The sequence below is a fragment of the Streptomyces incarnatus genome, from assembly GCF_001027185.1.
Taxonomy (GTDB): domain Bacteria; phylum Actinomycetota; class Actinomycetes; order Streptomycetales; family Streptomycetaceae; genus Streptomyces; species Streptomyces puniciscabiei.
The window spans coordinates 555,316-573,272 of the sequence record NZ_CP011497.1 but is presented as its reverse complement, the minus strand read 5'-3'; the positions used below and the strand labels follow the sequence as shown (position 1 = coordinate 573,272).

The window sequence follows — 17,957 nt, the reverse complement described above, 5'->3', positions numbered from 1 at the left end:
GCCGAGATGAATGCTTGCGGGACCGCTTGTGGGAGCGCTCCCAAAGCCTCCAGGATGTCCGCATGCCCTCTCCGACCCCCAGCCCCGTCATCCGCCCCTACCGCCCCGCCGACCGTGCCGCGGTGGCCGGCGTCTGTGTCCGTACGGCACACCATGGCGGCGACTCCCGTGCCCTGTACCCCGATGAGCGCCTCATGCCCGCGCTCTTCGCCGAGCCGTACTGCCACTTCGACCCGGACCTCGCCTTCGTGCTGGACGACGGCACCGGCCGGGCCGTGGGCTACATCGTCGGCACCGCGGACACCGCGCGCTTCGTCGAGGACTTCCGCCGGACCTGGATTCCCCGGCTGGCCGGCCGCTACCCGGCCCCTGAACCCACCGTGCCGCCCCGTACGCCCACCGAGGAGATGATCCGCCTCCTGCACCACCCGGAGCGCATGCTCGTACCCGAACTCGCCGGCCACCCCGCCCATCTGCACATCGACCTGCTGCCGCCCTGGCAGGGGCAGGGCCACGGCCGCCGGCTGATGCACACCTTCCTGGACGCCCTGCGCGCACGGGGCGTCGACGCCGTCCATCTCGGCATGGTCACCGCCAACACCGCCGCCCGCGCCTTCTACGACCGCCTCGGCTTCCAGGAGATCCGCGTCGCGGACCCCGGCCCCCTCACCTACCTGGGCCGGTCCACGACCGTGGGCTGAGCGCCGCCCGGGCTGCGCTCAGCCCAACTCCAGTGTGCGCTTGGCGAGTTCGTACGCGGGGCGCATCGCCTCGTGCTCCTCGGTGTCCATTCCGCCGAGGTGCAGGACGACCGGGCCGCCGGGCGTGCCGACCGCGAGCGCGCTCTCCTTCTTCGTCTCGCCCAGGAGCTTGCTGGTGAAGAGGTACTCCACCTCCACTCCGCTCAGCCCGCCGGCGGTCCGGAAGGAGTGGTACCTCTCCTTGCTGACGTTGCCCTCCGCGGCGACGAACTCGCGCAGCACACTGCCCGCGTCGGCCTTGCCCGCCTTGCCGGTCCACACGCGCAGGAAGCCGATGTGACCCGCGGGCTTGGCGTCGATCTCGCAGGCCGCGGTGACCGGTCCCTGGCGCAGGAAGGCGTCGGCGAGCGACCCGGTCAGGTCGCCGTCGGAGCCCTTCGACGCCTTCGACAGCTCCGCCTCGGCGTCGATCGCCTTGGCCTTCCAGTGCTCGGCGACGTCGAAACGGACGGGCAGTGCGCAGGCCGAACCGGCCGCGCCGATCGAACCGCCGCTCGCCGTCGCCGCACCCCCGGCCCCCTCGCTCTGCGCGGTCGGGGACGCGCTCGAGGCGCTCTTCCCGTCACCGTCCCCCGACTTCGCGCAGCCGCCCAGCGTCGTGGCGAGCGCCACCGCCACGACCACCGCGCCCCGTACGGACCCCGCCTTGACCTGCACGTCCCGCTCCCCTCCTGGTCAGGGGCGCAACTGTAACCGAGGGCACCGACGGCCGGCCGGTGACCGGCGCGATGCCCCGTCTGCGTCCGGGACCGTCTGCGTCCGGGACCGTCTGCCCGAGGCGGTCGCCACCCGCCCGCCACGCGCCGCCGTTTGCGGGACGCCGCCGGGGCACGGCAGGGTGCGGGGTGTGCCTACCTTGCTGATCGTCCATCACACCCCGTCGCCCAACTGCCAGGCGCTGTTCGAGGCCGTCGTCTCCGGCGCCACGACACCGGAGATCGAGGGCGTCCGCGTCGTCCGCCGGGCCGCCCTCGCCGCGACCGCCGCCGACGTCCTCGCGGCCGACGGCTACCTCCTCGGCACACCGGCCAACCTCGGTTACATGTCCGGCGCGCTGAAGCATTTCTTCGACCAGATCTACTACCCCTGCCTGGACGAGACCCGGGGCCGGCCGTTCGGTTACTACGTCCACGGCGGCAACGACGTCACCGGCGCCGTCCGCGCCATCGAGGCCGTCACCACCGGCCTCGGCTGGCGGCGCGCGGCCGACGCCGTGACGGTCACCGGCGAGCCCGCCAAGGCCGACACCGAGGCGTGCTGGGAACTCGGGGCCACGGTCGCGGCGGGGCTGATGCCCGAGGCGTGAGCACCGGTGACCTGCGGGCGGCCGGCGGAGCACTCCTCGTACGGTCACTCGCGGTGCCCCGCGCGACCGGCCCCGGCTGCCGGCAGGGGCCGGTCGCGCGGGGCCGTCCGGCCGTTCGGGGGACCTGGTCGGGGAGGGTCCCTCGCGGGCTGGGGCGGGGGAGGGCACGGGGGCGTGTGCGGTGATGCGCGGCGGTCGTGAGTGCGCGGCGCCCGGGCCCGGTGGGCGGCGCGGCCCGGGTGGGTGTCCGCCGGCCGGCGGGATCAAGGTGCGGGGCCGGGGTGCCTGGCCGACGATGGGAGCGGGATCGCGCTCCTCCGGCGCGGCTGAACCCTGTCCTGTGTCGTCGTACGTCGTCGAGCGAGGGAGCGTCGGATGCGAGCGGACGGCCACGCACCCGGACGGCCCACGCCGGACGGTCAGGACGCCGGCGAGCTGCTGCGCCGGTGCGCACGGGACGTGGCGGACGTCGCCGAGGGCATCCGCGCGGTGTCCGCGCGCACCGGCACCGCGCTGTTCGCGCCGTCCCTGGCCGCCTCCGCGCGCCGCCGTCCCCGTACCGGCCTCGCCGCCCAGTGGGCGCTGCTGCGGGCCCTGACGAACAGACAGGCTCTCGGCGGCTCGGCGATCAGCGCGCCGAAGGGCATGGGCCAGGTGCTGGGCGCGGCCGGCGAGGCGCTGGGCCGGGAGAGCCTGGCCGCGCTGGTCGCCGTCACCTCGCTGCGCCTGCGGATCGCCGCCGTGCTGCTGGACCACCCCGAGTTCGCACGCGACCCGGGCATGCGCCGGCTGCTGGCGGCCGTCACCGCCGACCGCGACAGGGAGGCCGTACGGGCCCTGCGCGCGCTGTTCCGGGACCCGGGTGCCCAGCGGGCCCTGTCCGGGCTGGCCCCGCTGATGGCCGAACTGGTCGCCGTCCGCGCCCTGCTGGCGGAGGATCCGCGGCACGACGACACCGGCCGGGCGCTCGTGGCGGGGCGCGAGCCGTCCGCCGGTCCGCAGGACGAACCGCCGCACGGGACCGGTGCCTCGCACCTCGCCACCATGGACCGGGGCGCGGCCGAGGCCGTCGACCTGACGGACCAGGAGAAGCAGTTCATCGCCACCAAGGGCTCGTTCCTCGGGTTCCTGCGCAACGTCGACGTGCTGTCCACCGACGGGCGGATCCTCGTGCAGAACGTGCGCGGTCCCGACGGTGTCGTCCGCTATGTCGTCCAGGCACCCGGCACGGCGCCGGGCCGGCCGCGCAACGACTCCGCGCAGGACTTCGCCGGCGCCTGGCGGAACCTGTTCACGAGCGACTCGCCCCACACCCGCTCGGTCCGGCTCGCCCTGGCGGACTACGGCATCCCGCGCGGCGCCGAGCTCGCGCTGATCGGGCACGGCGAGGGCGGCGTCGCGCTGCTGAACCTCGCCCGGGACGAGGAGTTCTGCCGCACCTACCGCGTCACGCACGTCGTCGCCGTCGGCGCGCCGGTCGACCACACGAAGCCCGCCGACCCGCGCACCTGGGTCGCCGCCATCACCAACGAGCACGACATCGTGGCCGCCCTGGACGGCCGGGACGCCGGTTCCGTGTTCGACCCGCACCCCCACTGGTACGCGGTCGACTACACCGGGCCCACCCGGCAGTACCCGCTGTGCCACATGCTCCGCGAGTACATCGAGCATCTGCGCACCATCGTCCCCGACGCCCGCGAGGACGTCGACGCGGCGCTCACGCCCTACCGCGGCCCGATCGTGCGCACCCAGGCGTACCAGCTCAAGGACCGCGCCCATCCGCCCGAGGGCTACCCCTTCCTCACCCTGCCGACCACCTCGCTGCCGACGACGGCCGGCCCGGTCGACGTGCCGGTGCGCTACCACGACTCCGCCGCCGCCCACCTCTGCTTCCCCGTCCCCGCCGACGCGGCGCGCGGCCTGCTGCCCGGCGTCACCTGGCTGACCCCGAGCCGGCTGGGCCGACGGGCCCTCGCCCTGCTGTCGCTCTACGAACACCGCTGCTCCACGATCGGCCCGTACACCGAGATCGCCCTGTCCGTCCTGGTGGACGACCTATGGCGGCCGCGTCCCTACGACGTCGCCGCGGACCTGCTGCGCCGCGCCGACCTGCGCCGCACCGGCCGTTACGTCCTCTCTGTCGCCGTCACCAGCGACGAGGCCCGCGTGGTCGCCCAGGAGATCTGGGGGCAGCCCGCGATGCGGACGACTGCCGAGGCCGATCTGACGGGCCGGGAGATCGGCGTCCGGTCCGGCGACCTCGGCCTCACCGTCGGGGGCCGGCTCGGCCCGGGCATCCGCTGTCCGGAGGCCGACTGGATCCTCTACGGCCGCCGGTCCGAGAGCACCGTACGGACCCTGGTGCGGGCCCACGGCAGGCCGCGGCTGCATCCCGGCACCGGCGTGCGGCTGCGGCTGGACACCGCGGCGGCCGAACCCCTCGCCGGACAGCTGCGCCGGCTCGGCATCGACCGGGCCCGGCCCCGGTTCGTCGTGACCTGCCCCCAGTTCATGCTCCACCGCAGCGCCGGCGCCGTCCTGCCGCGCTGAAGCCGCCCTGTCCTCACCTCCAGTCGAGTGGGAGCCGCCATGGTGACCGAGTCCCCCCGATCGATCACGGCCTCGGCCGACGAACTCCTCGCGCACGTCCGCACCTTGCGGGCCGACGCCGACCTCATGGACGGGTACGCCCGTCAGCTGCTCGCCACCGCGGCCACCCTCAGCGGCTGCCCGGCGGCGCCCGACCGGAGCCGTCCCACCCTGGAGCAGCAGGCCGCCGCCTGCACCACGGCGGCGGAGCAACTGCGCACCGCCGCCGAGGCGTTGGACACCCACACCCGAGCCGTAGCCTGGGACTGAGCCCTCGCACAGGCGGGCCGCCGGCCCCGGCCAGGGAGCCGGGACGGTCAGGGCTTGCGGGCCACCCCCACGTACACCGGCTGCTCCGCGCGGACCCGCATGCCCGGCTCCGGGTGCCAGTGGGTGGCCTGGACGACACCCGGCTCGGTGAGCTCCAGCCCGTCGAAGAACCGGACCACGTCGGCGTACGACCGCAACCGCACCGAGGTGCCCCCGGAGCGGTACACGGCGTCGATGTGCCCCCACACCTCCGGGTCGAACAGTTCCGTGCCGCCGTGGGACAGCATCAGGTAGCTGCCCGGCGGCAGCGGCTCCAGCAGGGTCCGGACGACACCGTGCGGGTCCTGCTCGTCCGTCACGAACGGCAGCAGGGCGATCAGCGACAGGCCCACCGGGCGGTCGAGGTCCAGATGCTCGCGGGCGTACTCCACGATCCGCTCCGGCTCGCGGACGTCGGCGTGCAGATAGGCGGTACGGCCCTCGGGCGTGCCGTGCAGCAACGCCTCGGCGTGCCGCAGCACGATCGGGTCGTTGTCCGCGTACACTACCCGCGCGCCCGGGGTGACGGCCTGGACGACCTGGTGCAGGTTCGGCTCGGTGGGGATCCCGGTGCCCACGTCCAGGAACTGGTCCACGCCCTGGCCGGCCACGAAACGGGCGGCCCGGTGCATGAACTCGCGGTTGGCCCAGGCCGTGTCCTTGACGCCCGGGAAGAGCTCCAGCACCTTCCCCGCGGCCTCGGCGTCGACGACATAGTGGTCCTTGCCGTCCAGGTACCAGTCGTACATCCGTGCCGAGTGCGGCTTGCCGGTGTCGATCCGTTCCGGGCTGAATCCGGTGTCTGTCACGTCGGCTCTCCGTGAAGGGGTGGGGGGTGATCGGTGGTCGTCAGCGGCAGCGCGCGGCTGCCGCGCTGTCGTGACGGTGCCAGACGGTCTCGACCACGCGGCCGTCGGGCAGGGTGTGCCGGGGCGGTCCCTCGTCCGGTACGAAGCCGGCCCGGGCCAGGGCCCGTCGGCTCGCGGTGTTCCCGGGCTCCGCGCCCGCCCGGACCGTGGTCAGTCCGGCGTGGGTGTGCGCGAGCGCGGCCCCCGCGCGGAACAGCTCCGCGCCCAGGCCCTGGCCGCGGCAGGCCGGCGCCAGCCAGCCGCCCATCTCGCCCGTGCGGTGCTCCAGTTCCAGGGCACCGGCATAGCCGAGGTCCGACCTGCGCACGCAGACCAGCAGCAGGGGATCGTCCGGGCCGGGTGCGTAGGGCTGGGCCAGTTTCCGGGGCACCCGGCGGCCGTCGTCACCGGCCGGCCGCCAGGCGAGCAGGGCCCTGCGGGTGCCGGGGTCCGGCAGGACCTCGTCCGCCTGGGTGCCGAGCCAGCGCTGCGCCTCGGCGTCCGCGCTGGCGGCCAGGGCCGCCGCGACGTCCAGCCGGGTCCGCGGCGTGAACAGCAACAGCCGTTCCGTGGCGAGGACATGCCGGCCGGCCTCGGGCCCGCACCGCCCGGGCACGGGCAGCCCGGCCGTGGCGGCCCGCCTCCGGCGGATCACCGACCAGACCATGCGCACCCCCGGTGGAACGGCCCGCGAGACGGCCACGGAACCCGTACGGACGTCGGGCCCCGAGGGATGCGGACGACCCGCACCGGCGGCGAATGTACCGGGGTTCGGGCGCGGGTGGGGTGTGGGCGGGGGTGGTTTTGGGACGGGAGAGTGATGACGGAATCGGCGCGGTGGTGGGGCGGCCCGGGGTCAGCCGGCCTGCTCCTGGGAGCCCGGCTTGGGGCGGGTCCGGGTCCAGGACGGGTCGGCGGACGGCGCCGGGGCGGGGGCGGCGGCGGGAGCGATGGCGTGCATGGGCGTCCTTCGGACTGGTGGGGGATGGTCCGTGGGTGGTCGCGTGGGGGCGGCGGTCGTGGTGTCAGCCGCGGCCGGACGGCAGCTCCGCCCAGACGACCCGGGCGGGCCGGCCGGGCACCGGCGTCACCCCCCAGTCGCGGCACAGCGCGTCGACCAGGAAGAGCCCGCGCCCGTGCTGGTCGTCGGCTCCGGGGCGGCGCGCCGCCGGACGGGTGGGGCCGCCGTCCTGGTCCTCGACCTCGATCCGTATCCGGTCCGCCGTACCGTGCAGCCGGCACGTGATCCGCTCACCGGCCGCGTGCACGAGGGCGTTCGTGACCAGCTCCGAGGTCACCAGGACCGCGTCGTCCCGGGTGCCGCCCGGCACGCCCCACGCGGACAGCAGGTCCCGTACGACGCGCCGGGCCGTGCCGACGGCCGCCGGCTGCGCGGGCAGGTCGAACGCGGCGGCTGAGCGGGCGAGCGCGTCCCCGGAGGCGGGCCGGTCGGGGCCGAGGGGCCCAGGGAGTCGACCGGGACGCCCGCCTCCGGGTGGTCTCACCACACCGGCCGGGACCGGCGGCCGGTGCGCACGCTCCAGGGTCTCCTGGGTGGGGAGTGGGTGGTTCCCGGTGTCGCGCGCGGCGGGGAGTGGGCGCTTTCCGGTGTCGCGCGGGGCGGGGAGTGGGCGGTTTCCGGTGTCGTCCGGGGCAGGGCGTTGACAGGCCTCGGTGCCGTTCGAGGGCCGGTCGGGGAGGTCCGCCGCCGTGTGCGCGCACTGGTGCGGTTCCTCCGCGGCGTCCGCGCACCCGTCCGGTCGTTCCCCGTTGTCCTGCGCCCAGCCCGGGTGGTCCGTGCTGTCCAGGGCCCGGGTCGGGTGGGCCGCGCTGTCCAGGGCCCGGGTGCTGTCCGGCGTCGGCTGCGGCCGGTCGGCGCCGTCCGGAGCCCGCTCCGACCGGTTTGTGCCATGTGGGGTCGTGCATGCCTGATCGGTACCGACCAGGCTCCGGTTTGGCTGGTTTGCGCCGCCCGGGACCGGGTGCGGTCGGTCCCCGGTGGTGGGGGACCGGTGCCGGGGCTGGACGGAAGCCGGGGGCTGGTCATGGCGGTCCGCGGGCCGGTTCTCGCGGGGTACGGCCGGCAGGCGCAACGGGGCGGAAGGCAGGGGTGGTTGGGCGGGGCTCCGGTGTGCGGGTGCGTGGTGGAGCGGTCGGGGGAGGGAGGGCGGAGCCATCGCCGTACGCCTTTCGTCCGGCCTCGTGTGGGGGGTTGCGGTGTCGGGCCGACCGTGCGCAGCGGACGGCACGCCTCCCACGAGGCCGTCCTGCGGCCCTGGTCTCCCCCAACCAGGCCGCGCCGCCTGCTCCTTCGGTCGGCCGGAGCAGTGAATCCACTCTCGCATCGCCCAACAACGGTCCGCAACCGGCAAGTTGAAATGTGCAAGTCGTGAAGTGCATGCTGCTCCGGCCAGAACGTGATCGAATGGCCCCGGGACAGCCAACCGTGTGCGACGGTGTTCCCGTGACCTGGTGAGGGGGTGTGGGGCATGACCGCGGAGACCGACTGGGGCGGCGCCCCCTCCGTCCTGCGCATGATCCTCGGCCGGCAGCTGGAGGAGCTGCGCACCCGGGCCGGCCTCGGCTACGCCGAGGCGGGCGCCGCCATCGGGGTCAGCCACTCCACGATCCGCCGCATGGAGGCCGCCAAGGTGGCCCGGCTGCGCCTCGCGGACGCCGAGAAGCTGCTCCAGGTCTACGGCGTCACCGACCAGGACGAGATCGACACCTTCCTGAAGTCCGTGCGCGAGGCCAACAAGCGCGGCTGGTGGCACACCTACCGCGATGTGATGCCCGACTGGTTCGCCGCGTATCTCAGCCTGGAACAGGCCGCGTTGCAGATCCGCGCGTACGAGAACCAGTTCGTGCACGGCCTGCTGCAGACCGAGGACTACGCCCGCGCCCTCCTCGGCGCGGACCATCCGCACGCCTCCGCCGAGGCCACCGAGCGCCGGGTCGCGCTGCGCATGCGCCGCCAGGAACTGCTGGCCCGGACGACGCCGCCGCGCGTGTGGGTGGTGATGGACGAGACGGTGCTGCGCTGGCCGGTCGGCGGACCTGAGGTGATGCGGGCGCAGATCGACCACCTCCTGGAGGTGAACCGGCTGCCCCATGTCACCCTCCAGCTCATGCCGTTCGGCAACGGCCCCCACCCGGCGCTGCGGGCGGGCGCCTACCACCTCTTCCGGTTCCGGGCCCGCGAACTGCCCGACGTCGTCTACCTCAACGGCCTGGTCGGGGCCGTCTACCTCGACAAGGCCGACGACGTCGTGGTGTACCGGGAGGCGCTGGACCGGCTCGGCGCCCAGGCGGCGCCGGCCCGGAGGACCGAGGCCCTGCTCGGCGCGATCCGCAAGGAGCTGTGACGCACCCACCTGTTCGTACGCGAGCCCCCACCCCCCGACCGAATGGGAGACACGGCGTTGCCCGACAACGGATGGCCGGCCGACCGCATCGATACCGAGAACGCCCACTCCGCCCGCATCTACGACTACATCCTTGGCGGCAAGGACTACTACCCCGCCGACCAGCAGGCCGGTGACGCCATGGCCCGGGAGTGGCCCGCGCTCCCGGTCCACATGCGCGCCAACCGCGACTTCATGAACCGCGCCGTGCGCTGGCTCGCCGAGGAGGCGGGCATGCGCCAGTTCCTGGACATCGGCACCGGGATCCCCACCTCGCCCAACCTGCACGAGATCGCCCAGGCCGTGGCCCCCGAGTCCCGGGTGGTCTACGTCGACAACGACCCGATCGTCCTGACCCTCTCCCAGGGGCTGCTGGCCAGCGCCCCCGAGGGCCGGACCTCGTACCTGGAAGCCGACTTCCGGGATCCGGCGGCCATCCTCGACGCACCCGAGCTGCGCGAGACCCTGGACCTGGACAGGCCGGTCGCGCTCACCGTCATCGCCATCGTCCACTTCATGCTCGACGCGGACGACGCGGTCGGTGTCGTACGCCGGCTGCTGGAGCCGCTGCCGTCCGGCAGCCATCTGGCGATGTCCATCGGCACCGCCGAGTTCGCGCCCGAGGAGGTGGGCCGGGTCGCCCGCGAGTACGCGGCCCGCAACATGCCGATGCGGCTGCGCACCCTCGACGAGGCCCATGAGTTCTTCGAGGGCCTCCAGCTGGTCGAGCCGGGCATCGTCCAGGTGCACAAGTGGCATCCCGACGGCACCGGCGAGCAGAACATCCGCGACGAGGACATCGCGATGTACGGCGCGGTCGCCCGCAAGCCGTGACCGCCCGCAAACCGTGACCGGCCGCACGCCGTGACAGACCAGGGGCCGGGGTCCGCACCCACCTCCCGGACCCCGGCCCCGCCCTTCCCCCGCCGGAGGCCCGTGGCGGAATGACCGAAAGAACGCGGAAACACGACCGGAATCCGGCACAACCATCCGGCTGCCTCATGTTCCGGGAGTGGAATGGGAAAAAGCCGAGGGAAAGCGGAACCGGCGCGAGGGAAATGAGGTCTTAAGGGCCGTCGACGGCCGGGATCAGCCCGGTCGTGCAGAAAACGGGGGAATAAGACCAATGGCCATGTCCGTCCGCAGCCGCAAGACCCTCATCACCGCCGTCGCCCTCACCGGCGGCCTCACCCTGGCCGCCGTGACGCCCGCCCTCGCGGGCGCCCGCGCGAACCACAGCACCCGCGCCGCCGCCGTGTCCTCCGCCCAGGGCGACCCGCGCAACGTCTCCCAGCACGTGGCCGACTTCTACGGCGCCTACATCGACGCCGTCTGGTCCACCGACGACAGGTCCGCCGGGGACGCCGCCAAGGCGCTGCGTGCCTTCTACCTCTCCACCGCCGCGCAGAAGAAGGTCGCCGCCTTCGAGAAGAAGGAGCACGCCGACGGCATCCTCTTCGCGCAGAACGTGCCGGTGAAGTGGAAGGTGACGTACACCGGTTCCGGCGCCGGCCACGCCACCAGCCGGGTCACGCTCACCTGGGGCGACGGGCCGCACGCCGAGGTCAGCCGGATCGACGTCCAGTCGGACCTGAAGACCCTGAAGATCACCGACCTCAAGTCGGTCCGCTGACCGGGGGGCGTGCGGTCCCGCCCCGCCCCACTCGGGGCGGGACGCACGCCCGCCACACCGGCCGGTGCCGCCCGCGCCGGTGGCAGTGGGCGGCCGTCCTCAACGGTGGTGGACGGTGTCCGGACCGGCAGCACGGCCGTGGTGGCGCCGGCGGTCGGCGCTCGTGCAGTGCACGGCGATGAGCGCGGCGTCGTCGCCCAGCCGGCCGCCCGCATGGGCCAGCAGATCCCGCCGTACATGGTGCATCAGCGCCTCGGGGCTGTCGTCGGTCCAGTGCACGACCCGCTCGGTCAGGGGATAGAACCTGCCCTGGGCGTCCCGGGCCTCCACCACGCCGTCGGTGTACAGCAGCAGGGTGTCACCGGGCTCGAAGGAGAACACGTCCAGCGTGTGGTCGGTGCCGCCGTGCACGCCGAGCGGCGGGGACGGGTGCAGGCTCGGGACCGTGACGGCGTGCCCGGGGCTCAGCAGCAGCGGCGGCGGATGGCCGCAACTGGTCATCCGGGTCACCGGGTCCCGGTCCGGGATCTCCACCAGCAGCGCGGTGGCGAACCGCTCGCCCGCCTCCTCCGGCGGGTCCAGGTCCTCGGCGTACCGGGTGACGCTCTGCTCCAGCAGGGCGGCCAGCTCGGCCAGCGGGATGTGCCGGTGCGCGCTCTCCCGGAACGCGCCGAGCAGCAGCGCGGCCTCGCCGATGGCGGACAGGCCCTTGCCGCGCACATCGCCGATCAGCACCCGTACTCCGCCGTCGTACCGGGTCGCCGCGTACAGGTCGCCGCCGATCTGCGCCTCGTCCTCCGCCGCCAGGTACAGCGAGGCGATCCGCAGCGGGCCGATCTGCTCGGGCAGCGGCCACATCAGCACGTGCTGCGCGGCCTCGGCGACCGTGCGGACCTGGGCCAGCTGGGCCTGCCGCCGCTCCCGCAGCGCGCTGTAGAGCACCAGCAGCACCGTCAGCACCGCGAGGGTGATGATCTGCACGACGTGGTTCGTGGTGCCGAGCCCGCCGTGCGTCACACCGATGAGCACCTGGGCGGCCAGGGCCAGCCCTCCGACGGCCGCCGTGGTCCATGGCCCGGCGAAGGACACCGTGAGCGCCGGCGCGATCACCAGGGCCGGCCCCAGATGGACATTGGTGGGCGTCTGCGTGTCCACCACGGTGATCACCACGATGAGCACGACCGGGAGCAGCAGCAGAGCGTGTACCGACTGCCACGGCTGCCGCGAACCCGCCCTGAGCCGGAGACCCATGCCTACAGCCTGCGCCCGGGCCGGACGCGACGCACGCCAGCGTCTCGGTACGGCCGTCGGCCATTGGTGAAGGGGGTCCGGGCAGGGCCGTGAGGTACGAGGCACGGGGGGCCGCGGTGTGCCCGGTCATGTGCGGCGTCGCAGCGACGTCCTGCTCCGCGGTGCGACTCCCGGCCCCGGCACTCCGGCGCCGGCCCCCGCACTCCGGCGCTGGTCGTGGGTCCGGGGCCGCGTGTCGGTGTGGTCGCGCCGGGTACCCGTACGACCCCCGGGCCCGGACCGGCCGACCCGGGGGTGCCGGGGCCGCGAACGGAGACGTCATGACGCAGAACGGGGAGGGTACCGCCCCACTCCGGCGACCGGAGGTCGCCGAGCTGCGCCTCGCCGGGGGCGGACCGGACCAGCCCGTCACCACCTCCGCACCGGGACAGCCGGAGCTGCCGCAGGACCGCAGCCAGGCGATCCTGGAGGCCACCAAGGAGATCGGCGCCCTGCTCAAACGCGCCGGCCATCGCTTCGCGCTCGCCGGCAGCGTGGCCGTCTACGCCCACGGCGGCAGCCGTTACCTCCAGCACGACGCCGACTTCTGTGTGCTGCCCGACGACGCCGAGGCGGTGGCGGCCACCCTGCGCGAGGCCGGGCTGCCCGTCCGGACCCCGCCCGAGGACTGGCTGCTGAAGACCACCTGCCGTGGGCAGAACATCGACATCATCTTCGCCCTCGCGCACCAGCCCGTCACCGCGGAGATGCTCGACCGCGCCCATGTGCTGCCGGTCGACTCGGTGCTGATGCCCGTCCTCGCCCCGACCGACCTGATCCACAGCCTGGTCAGCGCGTTCTCGGAGCACTACTGCGATTTCGGGGCCGTCCTGCCGGTGGCCCGCGCCGTCCGCGAGAAGGTCGACTGGGACGCGCTCCGGGCGGCCTGCGGCGACCAGCCGATGCCGGCCGCCTTCCTCTTCCTCCTCGAACGGCTGAACGTGATCGACCCCCAGGAGGGGCAGCCATGACCGACACGAGCCCGCCGCCCCCGCCCGCGGCCGGCAACCTGGACTACCGCGTCGCCCACCTCGCCGAGCGCCTGGCCGCCGGGGACCTCGGCGAACTGGGCGTACGGCTGGAGCTGCGCGGCGACGCCATCCTGCTGACCGGCACCGTGCCGTCCGCCCAGTGCCGGGACGAGATCTGCCACACGGCCCGCGAGGAGCTGGCGGGGCATCCGGTCCACTGCGACATCCTCGTCGCCGGGACCTCCTCGCCCGATCACGGGGAGGACCTGACATGATCCGCGTCGCGGCCGTCGGGGACATCCACATGGGCCCCGAGAGCCAGGGCATGCTGCGCCCCTCGTTCGAGACGCTGCCCGGGTGCGCCGACGTCCTGCTGCTCGCCGGCGACCTCACCCGGCACGGCACACCCGAGGAGGCCGCGGTCGTCGCGCGGGAGATCAAGGACCTGGGGGTGCCGGTCGTCGCCGTCCTGGGCAACCACGACCACCACGACGAGCGGCCCGACGACGTCACCGCGATCCTGCGCGACGCCGGCGCCCACGTCCTGGAGGGCCAGGCCGCCGTCGTCAACGCCGGTGCGGCCCGGATCGGGGTCGCCGGGACCAAGGGCTTCGGCGGCGGATTCGTCGGGCGCTGCGCCGGGGAGTTCGGCGAACCGCTCATGAAGGAGTTCGTCCGCTACAGCCGCCGGTGCGCCGACGGCCTGCACGGCGCCCTGAAGGACCTGGCCGACCGGAACTGCGATGTGCGGATCGCCCTCACGCACTTCTCGCCCGTGCCGGACACCCTGGCCGGGGAGCCGCCGGAGATCTACCCGTTCCTCGGCAGCTACCTGCTCGCGGAGGCCATCGACACCGCCGGCGCCGACCTCGCCGTCCACGGTCATGCCCACGCCGGCACGGAGCACGGCATGACCAGCGGCGGCGTCCGCGTGCGGAACGTGGCCCAGCCGGTCATCGGCCAGGCCTTCCACGTGTACAACCTGCCGGGCCACGAGGAGCACGGACCGGAGTGACCCCCGCCCTGCGGACCGGAGTGACCCCCGCCCTGCGGACCGGAGTGCCCCGCCGTGCGGACCGGAGTGCCCCGCCCCACGGACCGACCGGAGTGCCTCGCCCCGCGGACCGGAGTGCCCCGCCCCGCGGACCGACCGGAGTGCCCCGCCTCACGGAGCGGAGTGACCCCGCCCCACGGGCCGGAGTGACGCCGCCCACCGCCCGCCCAGCGCACCTCCCCGCGACACGGGGCCGATATAGCGCCGCTCCCCAGCCGGCTGAGGGCGGTGCCGTGTGCCTGCCGGCCGGTCAGGCGGCCGTGCTCAGTGCCTCGCGGCCGGTCACGTCGCCGTCCTTCGTGGGCACGGTCACCGGCGTCAGTCCGCCGCGCCGCCGGACCAGCAGGCCCGCGCCGATCGACCCGGCGATGAGGAGGCCGCCGGCGACCAGGGCGCCGCGCGCGCCGGCCCACTCCATGAGCAGGCCCAGCAGGGGCGGTCCGCCGAGGCTCCACACCGTGCCGATGCTGCTCCACACGCCGAGGACCCGGCCGCGTAGATGGGCCGGCGGGTCGGTCTGCAGGACGGCCGTGCCCGCGGTGTCGGAGACGGACTCCACCACGGCCATGGGCAGCACCAGCACCATCAGCACGGCCAGCGAGGGCGACAGTCCCGCGACCACCTGGAGGAGGGCGCCCGCCGCCGCGAGCAGACCCACGGTCCGTACGGAGGGCCTGCGCAGCCGGGCGCCGAGGATCGCGCCGATGATGCCGCCGACCGCCAGCACCGTGGAGACGGTGCCGAACGACCCGGCGCCGCCCGCGAGCGGCCCGGTGACGAGGACGGCGAGGGTGAGGCCGTAGTTGCGGCCGAAGACCGAGCTGATGCCGGTGATCCCGGCGAGGGCCATCAGACGGGGCCGGCGCACGAAGAACCGCAGCCCCTCCCGCACGCTCAGCTCCGCGGGCGCCGGGACGGCACGCGCCCCGGCCGTCGGCTCGGTCCCGGTCCGGTGCTCGGCCACCGCCCCGTGAACGGGCCGCAGGAAGGGCACGACCGACGCCACGAACAGGAACGACAGCCCGTTGGCGGCGTACGCGGCGCCCGTGCCGAGGAAACCGACGGTCACCCCGGCGAGCGCCGTGCCGGCCAGCCGCCCCGCGCTGTGCACGAGGGCGCCCACACCGATCGCCGACGGCACGTCCTCCCGGGGCACGAGGTCGTTGCCGAGCAGCGCACACGCCGGCCCGTCGACGGTGGCGATGACGCCGGTCACGGCGGCCAGCACCAGCAGCGCCGGCATGTCGATCCGGTCGAGCGCCACCAGCAGCGCCGTGGTGAACGCGACGGCGCCGAGCAGCGCCTGGCTCACCGCGACCGTCAGCTTCCGGGGCCAGCGGTCCACGGCGGCGCCGCCGAGCAGGCTCACGAACAGTGCCGGCGCGGCCTGCACCGAGATCGACAGGCCGGTGGCCGCCGCGGAACCGGTGATCTGCAGCACGAGCAGGTTCTGCACCGTGAGCTGCATCCAGGTGCCGGCGTTGGAGACGAGGTTCGCGGCCGACCACCAGCGCATGCCGCGGTGCCGCAGGGATCGCCACGGCGACCGCGAGGCGGGCGCGGGACCGGGCACGGGTGTGGTCAGGGAGGGGGCAGCAGACACAGGGGGGTACTCGACAACCAGGTGGTCGGGGAGAGGGACCGGCGGAACCCGTCGGACCGGCTGCGCTGCACGGCCGGGTCGCCCGGTCGGGGCGCCGTCCATCGTGGCAGACGGGAGGGCACAGTGGCCGGGACGGCGCCTGCCGACCGCGCGGCGAAAAGGCCAAGGGCCCGTGCGGGTACGTCACTTGGGCCGCGCGTGTGCTTCCTCACAGCCATCCGGCAAGTCCTGCACGTCCGGCCGAAGGAGTCCCTCATGCGTGACGAGCGCCACGGGCGCGCCGCGCTGCCGGACCCCCGGTCACGCTCCGGAGCGTTCGGTCACCGTCTCCCGCGCACCGGCACCGAACCGGCCACCGCGCGCAGCGCCCCGCGGCTGCGCCGCCTGCTGTCCGCCGTCTTCCTGCCGCTGTTCGCGCGGCGACGGCCGGCTTCACCATCCGGGCGGCGCACGCCGGTCCCGGCGACAGCCCGGCCCGCGGCCCGCTGACCGTCCTCGCGGCGGTGTGCGGTCTCCTCACGTCGGTGGCGGCACCGGACCTCGCGGTGGCGACGGGGCGATGGCGCCGGGAGCGGGACAGCGACACCACCCAGCCCGGCTCGCACGGCTGAGCCGAGCCCGGAGCCGAGTCGTCCAGCACGTTCTGGCCGGCAGCGGCGGACCCCCGTACGCCCCGGCCCGCGCCGTCACCCGCCGCCCCGAGCCGCCCGCGCTGACGCGCACGCTCAGTAGACGAGTCGTCCAGTACGTTCTGGCCGGCAGCGGCGGACCCCCTACGCCCCGGCCCGCGCCGTCACTCGCCGCCCCGAGCCGGCCCGCGCCGACGGGCACGCTCAGTACCCCCGCGTCGGCAGGTCCAGCACCTCCGCCTCCGCCGGCAGCCGGGGCGCGCTCTTCGTCACCGTGCCCGCCACCGCGCCCGCCGCGATGGCCGGCAGCAGCGCCCGGTCGGCGCCCGGCTCGCGCGGGGGCCGCATGATGTCCGGCGCCCCGGACAGCTCCCGTACCACCGCGACGGCCGCCCGCGACCAGTCACCGCCGGTGGGCTCCGGGACGCGCGTCGGCGCGGCCGGCCACGATGACGCCGCGGTCGCCGGACGGCGGACCCCGGCACCCGCCGAGGCGCTCAGCGGTCGACGGTGCGCATGCCCGCCTCGTCGTAGCGCTCACCCGCGGCCTGGGGCAGCTCCGCGTCGATGCGGGCCAAGTCCTCCTTGCTCAGCTCGATACCGACCGCGCCGGCGTTCTGCTCCAGGTAACTGCGCCGCTTGGTGCCCGGGATCGGCACCAGGTCCTCGCCCTGGGCCAGCACCCAGGCGATGGCGAGCTGGGCCGGCGTGACGTCCTTCTCGGCGGCGATCTCCTTCACCTTCGCCGCCAGCCGCAGGTTCGCCTCCAGATTGGCGTCGGTGAAGCGGGGGTTCTCCCGGCGCCAGTCGTTCGCGTCCAGTTCGTCCGGGGAGCTGAAGCGGCCGGCCAGGAAGCCGCGGCCCAGCGGGGAGTACGGCACGAAGCCGATGCCCAGCTCCCGGCAGGCCGGCAGCACCTCGGCCTCCACGTCCCGCGTCCACAGCGAGTACTCGCTCTGCACGGCCGTGATCGGATGCACGGCGTGCGCCCGCCGGATGGTCTCCGCGCTCGCCTCGCTCAGGCCGATGTGCCGCACCTTGCCCTCGGCGACCAGCTCGCCGAGCGCGCCGACCGTCTCCTCGATGGGCACGTCCGGGTCGACCCGGTGCTGGTAGTACAGGTCGATGTGGTCGGTGCCCAGCCGCTGCAGCGAGCCGTGGATCGACTCGCGCACGTGCTCGGCGGAGCCGTCCTGCCGGCCGACCGTGCTCATGTCGCCCGGTACGGCGTTGTCCATCCGGTAGTTGAACTTGGTCGCGATCACGTACTCGTCGCGGTGCCCGCGGATCGCCTCGCCGACCAGTGACTCGTTGGTCAGCGGGCCGTACACCTGCGCGGTGTCGAGGAAGTCGATCCCCAGTTCCAGGGCCCGCCGGATGGTCGCGATGCCCTCCTCCTGGTCGGCGGAGCCGTAGAAGGCGGACATTCCCATACATCCAAGGCCGAGGGCCGATACCTCGAGGTCCCGCAGACTGCGCTTCTGCATGTGGTGTCCCAGCCCTTCCCGCACACTCGGTGGTCACTCCGTACGCCACGCAGCCGGAGCCCGCGCGGAGCCC

19 protein-coding genes are annotated in these 17,957 nt (G+C 74.5%); 11 read left to right on the top strand and 8 right to left on the bottom strand.

All coding sequences use genetic code 11. From position 1 onward, the window contains the following. Positions 1–62: 62 nt before the first annotated feature. On the top strand, positions 63–701 hold the full coding sequence (locus tag ABB07_RS02485) for a GNAT family N-acetyltransferase (protein WP_208897011.1): 639 nt from the start codon (positions 63–65) through the stop codon (positions 699–701). Between the two features lie 18 nt (positions 702–719). Here ABB07_RS02485 and ABB07_RS02480 read toward each other — a convergent pair whose 3' ends face one another. Further along, positions 720–1,418, bottom strand: coding sequence for a lipoprotein (locus ABB07_RS02480; RefSeq protein WP_208897010.1), 699 nt, complete (start codon positions 1,416–1,418; stop codon positions 720–722). Positions 1,419–1,608: 190 nt separating this feature from the next. On the opposite strand from ABB07_RS02480, the gene ABB07_RS02475 reads away from it, so the two are divergent. The 3 genes from ABB07_RS02475 to ABB07_RS02465 all read left to right on the top strand — a co-directional run bounded on the left by ABB07_RS02475 (position 1,609) and on the right by ABB07_RS02465 (position 4,926). Continuing rightward, positions 1,609–2,067, top strand: a complete 459-nt coding sequence (locus tag ABB07_RS02475) for a flavodoxin family protein (RefSeq protein WP_208897009.1) — start codon at positions 1,609–1,611, stop codon at positions 2,065–2,067. A gap of 375 nt (positions 2,068–2,442) precedes the next feature. Then, on the top strand, positions 2,443–4,617 hold the full coding sequence (locus ABB07_RS02470) for a serine/threonine-protein kinase (protein WP_208897008.1): 2,175 nt from the start codon (positions 2,443–2,445) through the stop codon (positions 4,615–4,617). 39 nt (positions 4,618–4,656) lie between these two features. Then, positions 4,657–4,926 (top strand): hypothetical protein, encoded by a 270-nt coding sequence (locus ABB07_RS02465; RefSeq protein WP_208897007.1) that lies wholly within the window; start codon positions 4,657–4,659, stop codon positions 4,924–4,926. 47 nt (positions 4,927–4,973) lie between these two features. On the opposite strand, the gene ABB07_RS02460 is transcribed toward ABB07_RS02465, so the two are convergent. From ABB07_RS02460 to ABB07_RS40485, 3 genes are all read right to left on the bottom strand, one after another. Further along, a complete protein-coding gene (locus ABB07_RS02460; protein ID WP_208897006.1) occupies positions 4,974–5,774 on the bottom strand; it encodes an SAM-dependent methyltransferase in 801 nt (266 codons plus the stop codon). Positions 5,775–5,814: 40 nt separating this feature from the next. Then, complete coding sequence (locus tag ABB07_RS02455) at positions 5,815–6,468, bottom strand: GNAT family N-acetyltransferase (RefSeq protein ID WP_244189189.1); 654 nt, start codon at positions 6,466–6,468, stop codon at positions 5,815–5,817. A 370-nt stretch (positions 6,469–6,838) separates the two neighbouring features. Next, entirely contained in the window at positions 6,839–7,318 is a 480-nt protein-coding gene (locus ABB07_RS40485; protein ID WP_244189188.1) for an ATP-binding protein, read from the bottom strand. 984 nt (positions 7,319–8,302) lie between these two features. Here ABB07_RS40485 and ABB07_RS02445 point away from each other — a divergent pair. From ABB07_RS02445 to ABB07_RS02435, 3 genes are all read left to right on the top strand, one after another. Then, a complete protein-coding gene (locus tag ABB07_RS02445) occupies positions 8,303–9,178 on the top strand; it encodes a helix-turn-helix domain-containing protein (RefSeq protein ID WP_208897004.1) in 876 nt (291 codons plus the stop codon). A 57-nt stretch (positions 9,179–9,235) separates the two neighbouring features. After that, the gene (locus ABB07_RS02440; RefSeq protein WP_208897003.1) at positions 9,236–10,051 is read left to right on the top strand and encodes an SAM-dependent methyltransferase; all 816 of its coding nucleotides are present in this window, start codon (positions 9,236–9,238) and stop codon (positions 10,049–10,051) included. 298 nt (positions 10,052–10,349) lie between these two features. Beyond that, positions 10,350–10,850: a hypothetical protein gene (locus ABB07_RS02435; RefSeq protein WP_208897002.1), complete on the top strand. Its 501-nt coding sequence runs from the start codon at positions 10,350–10,352 to the stop codon at positions 10,848–10,850. A 99-nt stretch (positions 10,851–10,949) separates the two neighbouring features. Here ABB07_RS02435 and ABB07_RS02430 read toward each other — a convergent pair whose 3' ends face one another. Further along, positions 10,950–12,101: a PP2C family protein-serine/threonine phosphatase gene (locus ABB07_RS02430; RefSeq protein ID WP_208897001.1), complete on the bottom strand. Its 1,152-nt coding sequence runs from the start codon at positions 12,099–12,101 to the stop codon at positions 10,950–10,952. Between the two features lie 320 nt (positions 12,102–12,421). Here ABB07_RS02430 and ABB07_RS02425 point away from each other — a divergent pair, with 320 nt between their 5' ends. From ABB07_RS02425 to ABB07_RS02415, 3 genes are read left to right on the top strand one after another with little or no spacing between them, the layout of a single operon-like run. Then, positions 12,422–13,111: a nucleotidyltransferase family protein gene (locus ABB07_RS02425; RefSeq protein ID WP_208897000.1), complete on the top strand. Its 690-nt coding sequence runs from the start codon at positions 12,422–12,424 to the stop codon at positions 13,109–13,111. After that, entirely contained in the window at positions 13,108–13,386 is a 279-nt protein-coding gene (locus ABB07_RS02420; RefSeq protein WP_055708869.1) for a BON domain-containing protein, read from the top strand. The genes ABB07_RS02425 and ABB07_RS02420 overlap by 4 nt, the downstream gene beginning before the upstream one ends. After that, positions 13,383–14,126 carry a metallophosphoesterase family protein gene (locus ABB07_RS02415; RefSeq protein WP_208896999.1) on the top strand — a complete coding sequence of 248 codons (744 nt, stop codon included), beginning with the start codon at positions 13,383–13,385 and terminating at the stop codon, positions 14,124–14,126. The genes ABB07_RS02420 and ABB07_RS02415 overlap by 4 nt, the downstream gene beginning before the upstream one ends. A 289-nt stretch (positions 14,127–14,415) precedes the next feature. Here ABB07_RS02415 and ABB07_RS02410 read toward each other — a convergent pair whose 3' ends face one another. Next, positions 14,416–15,681, bottom strand: coding sequence for an MFS transporter (locus ABB07_RS02410; protein WP_244189723.1), 1,266 nt, complete (start codon positions 15,679–15,681; stop codon positions 14,416–14,418). Between the two features lie 342 nt (positions 15,682–16,023). Here ABB07_RS02410 and ABB07_RS02405 point away from each other — a divergent pair, with 342 nt between their 5' ends. Continuing rightward, entirely contained in the window at positions 16,024–16,257 is a 234-nt protein-coding gene (locus tag ABB07_RS02405; protein WP_341845868.1) for a hypothetical protein, read from the top strand. A 344-nt stretch (positions 16,258–16,601) separates the two neighbouring features. Here ABB07_RS02405 and ABB07_RS02400 read toward each other — a convergent pair whose 3' ends face one another. Beyond that, entirely contained in the window at positions 16,602–16,745 is a 144-nt protein-coding gene (locus tag ABB07_RS02400) for a hypothetical protein (protein WP_208896997.1), read from the bottom strand. Positions 16,746–16,894: 149 nt separating this feature from the next. Further along, positions 16,895–17,884 (bottom strand): aldo/keto reductase, encoded by a 990-nt coding sequence (locus tag ABB07_RS02395; RefSeq protein ID WP_208896996.1) that lies wholly within the window; start codon positions 17,882–17,884, stop codon positions 16,895–16,897. Between the last annotated feature and the right edge of the window lie 73 nt (positions 17,885–17,957).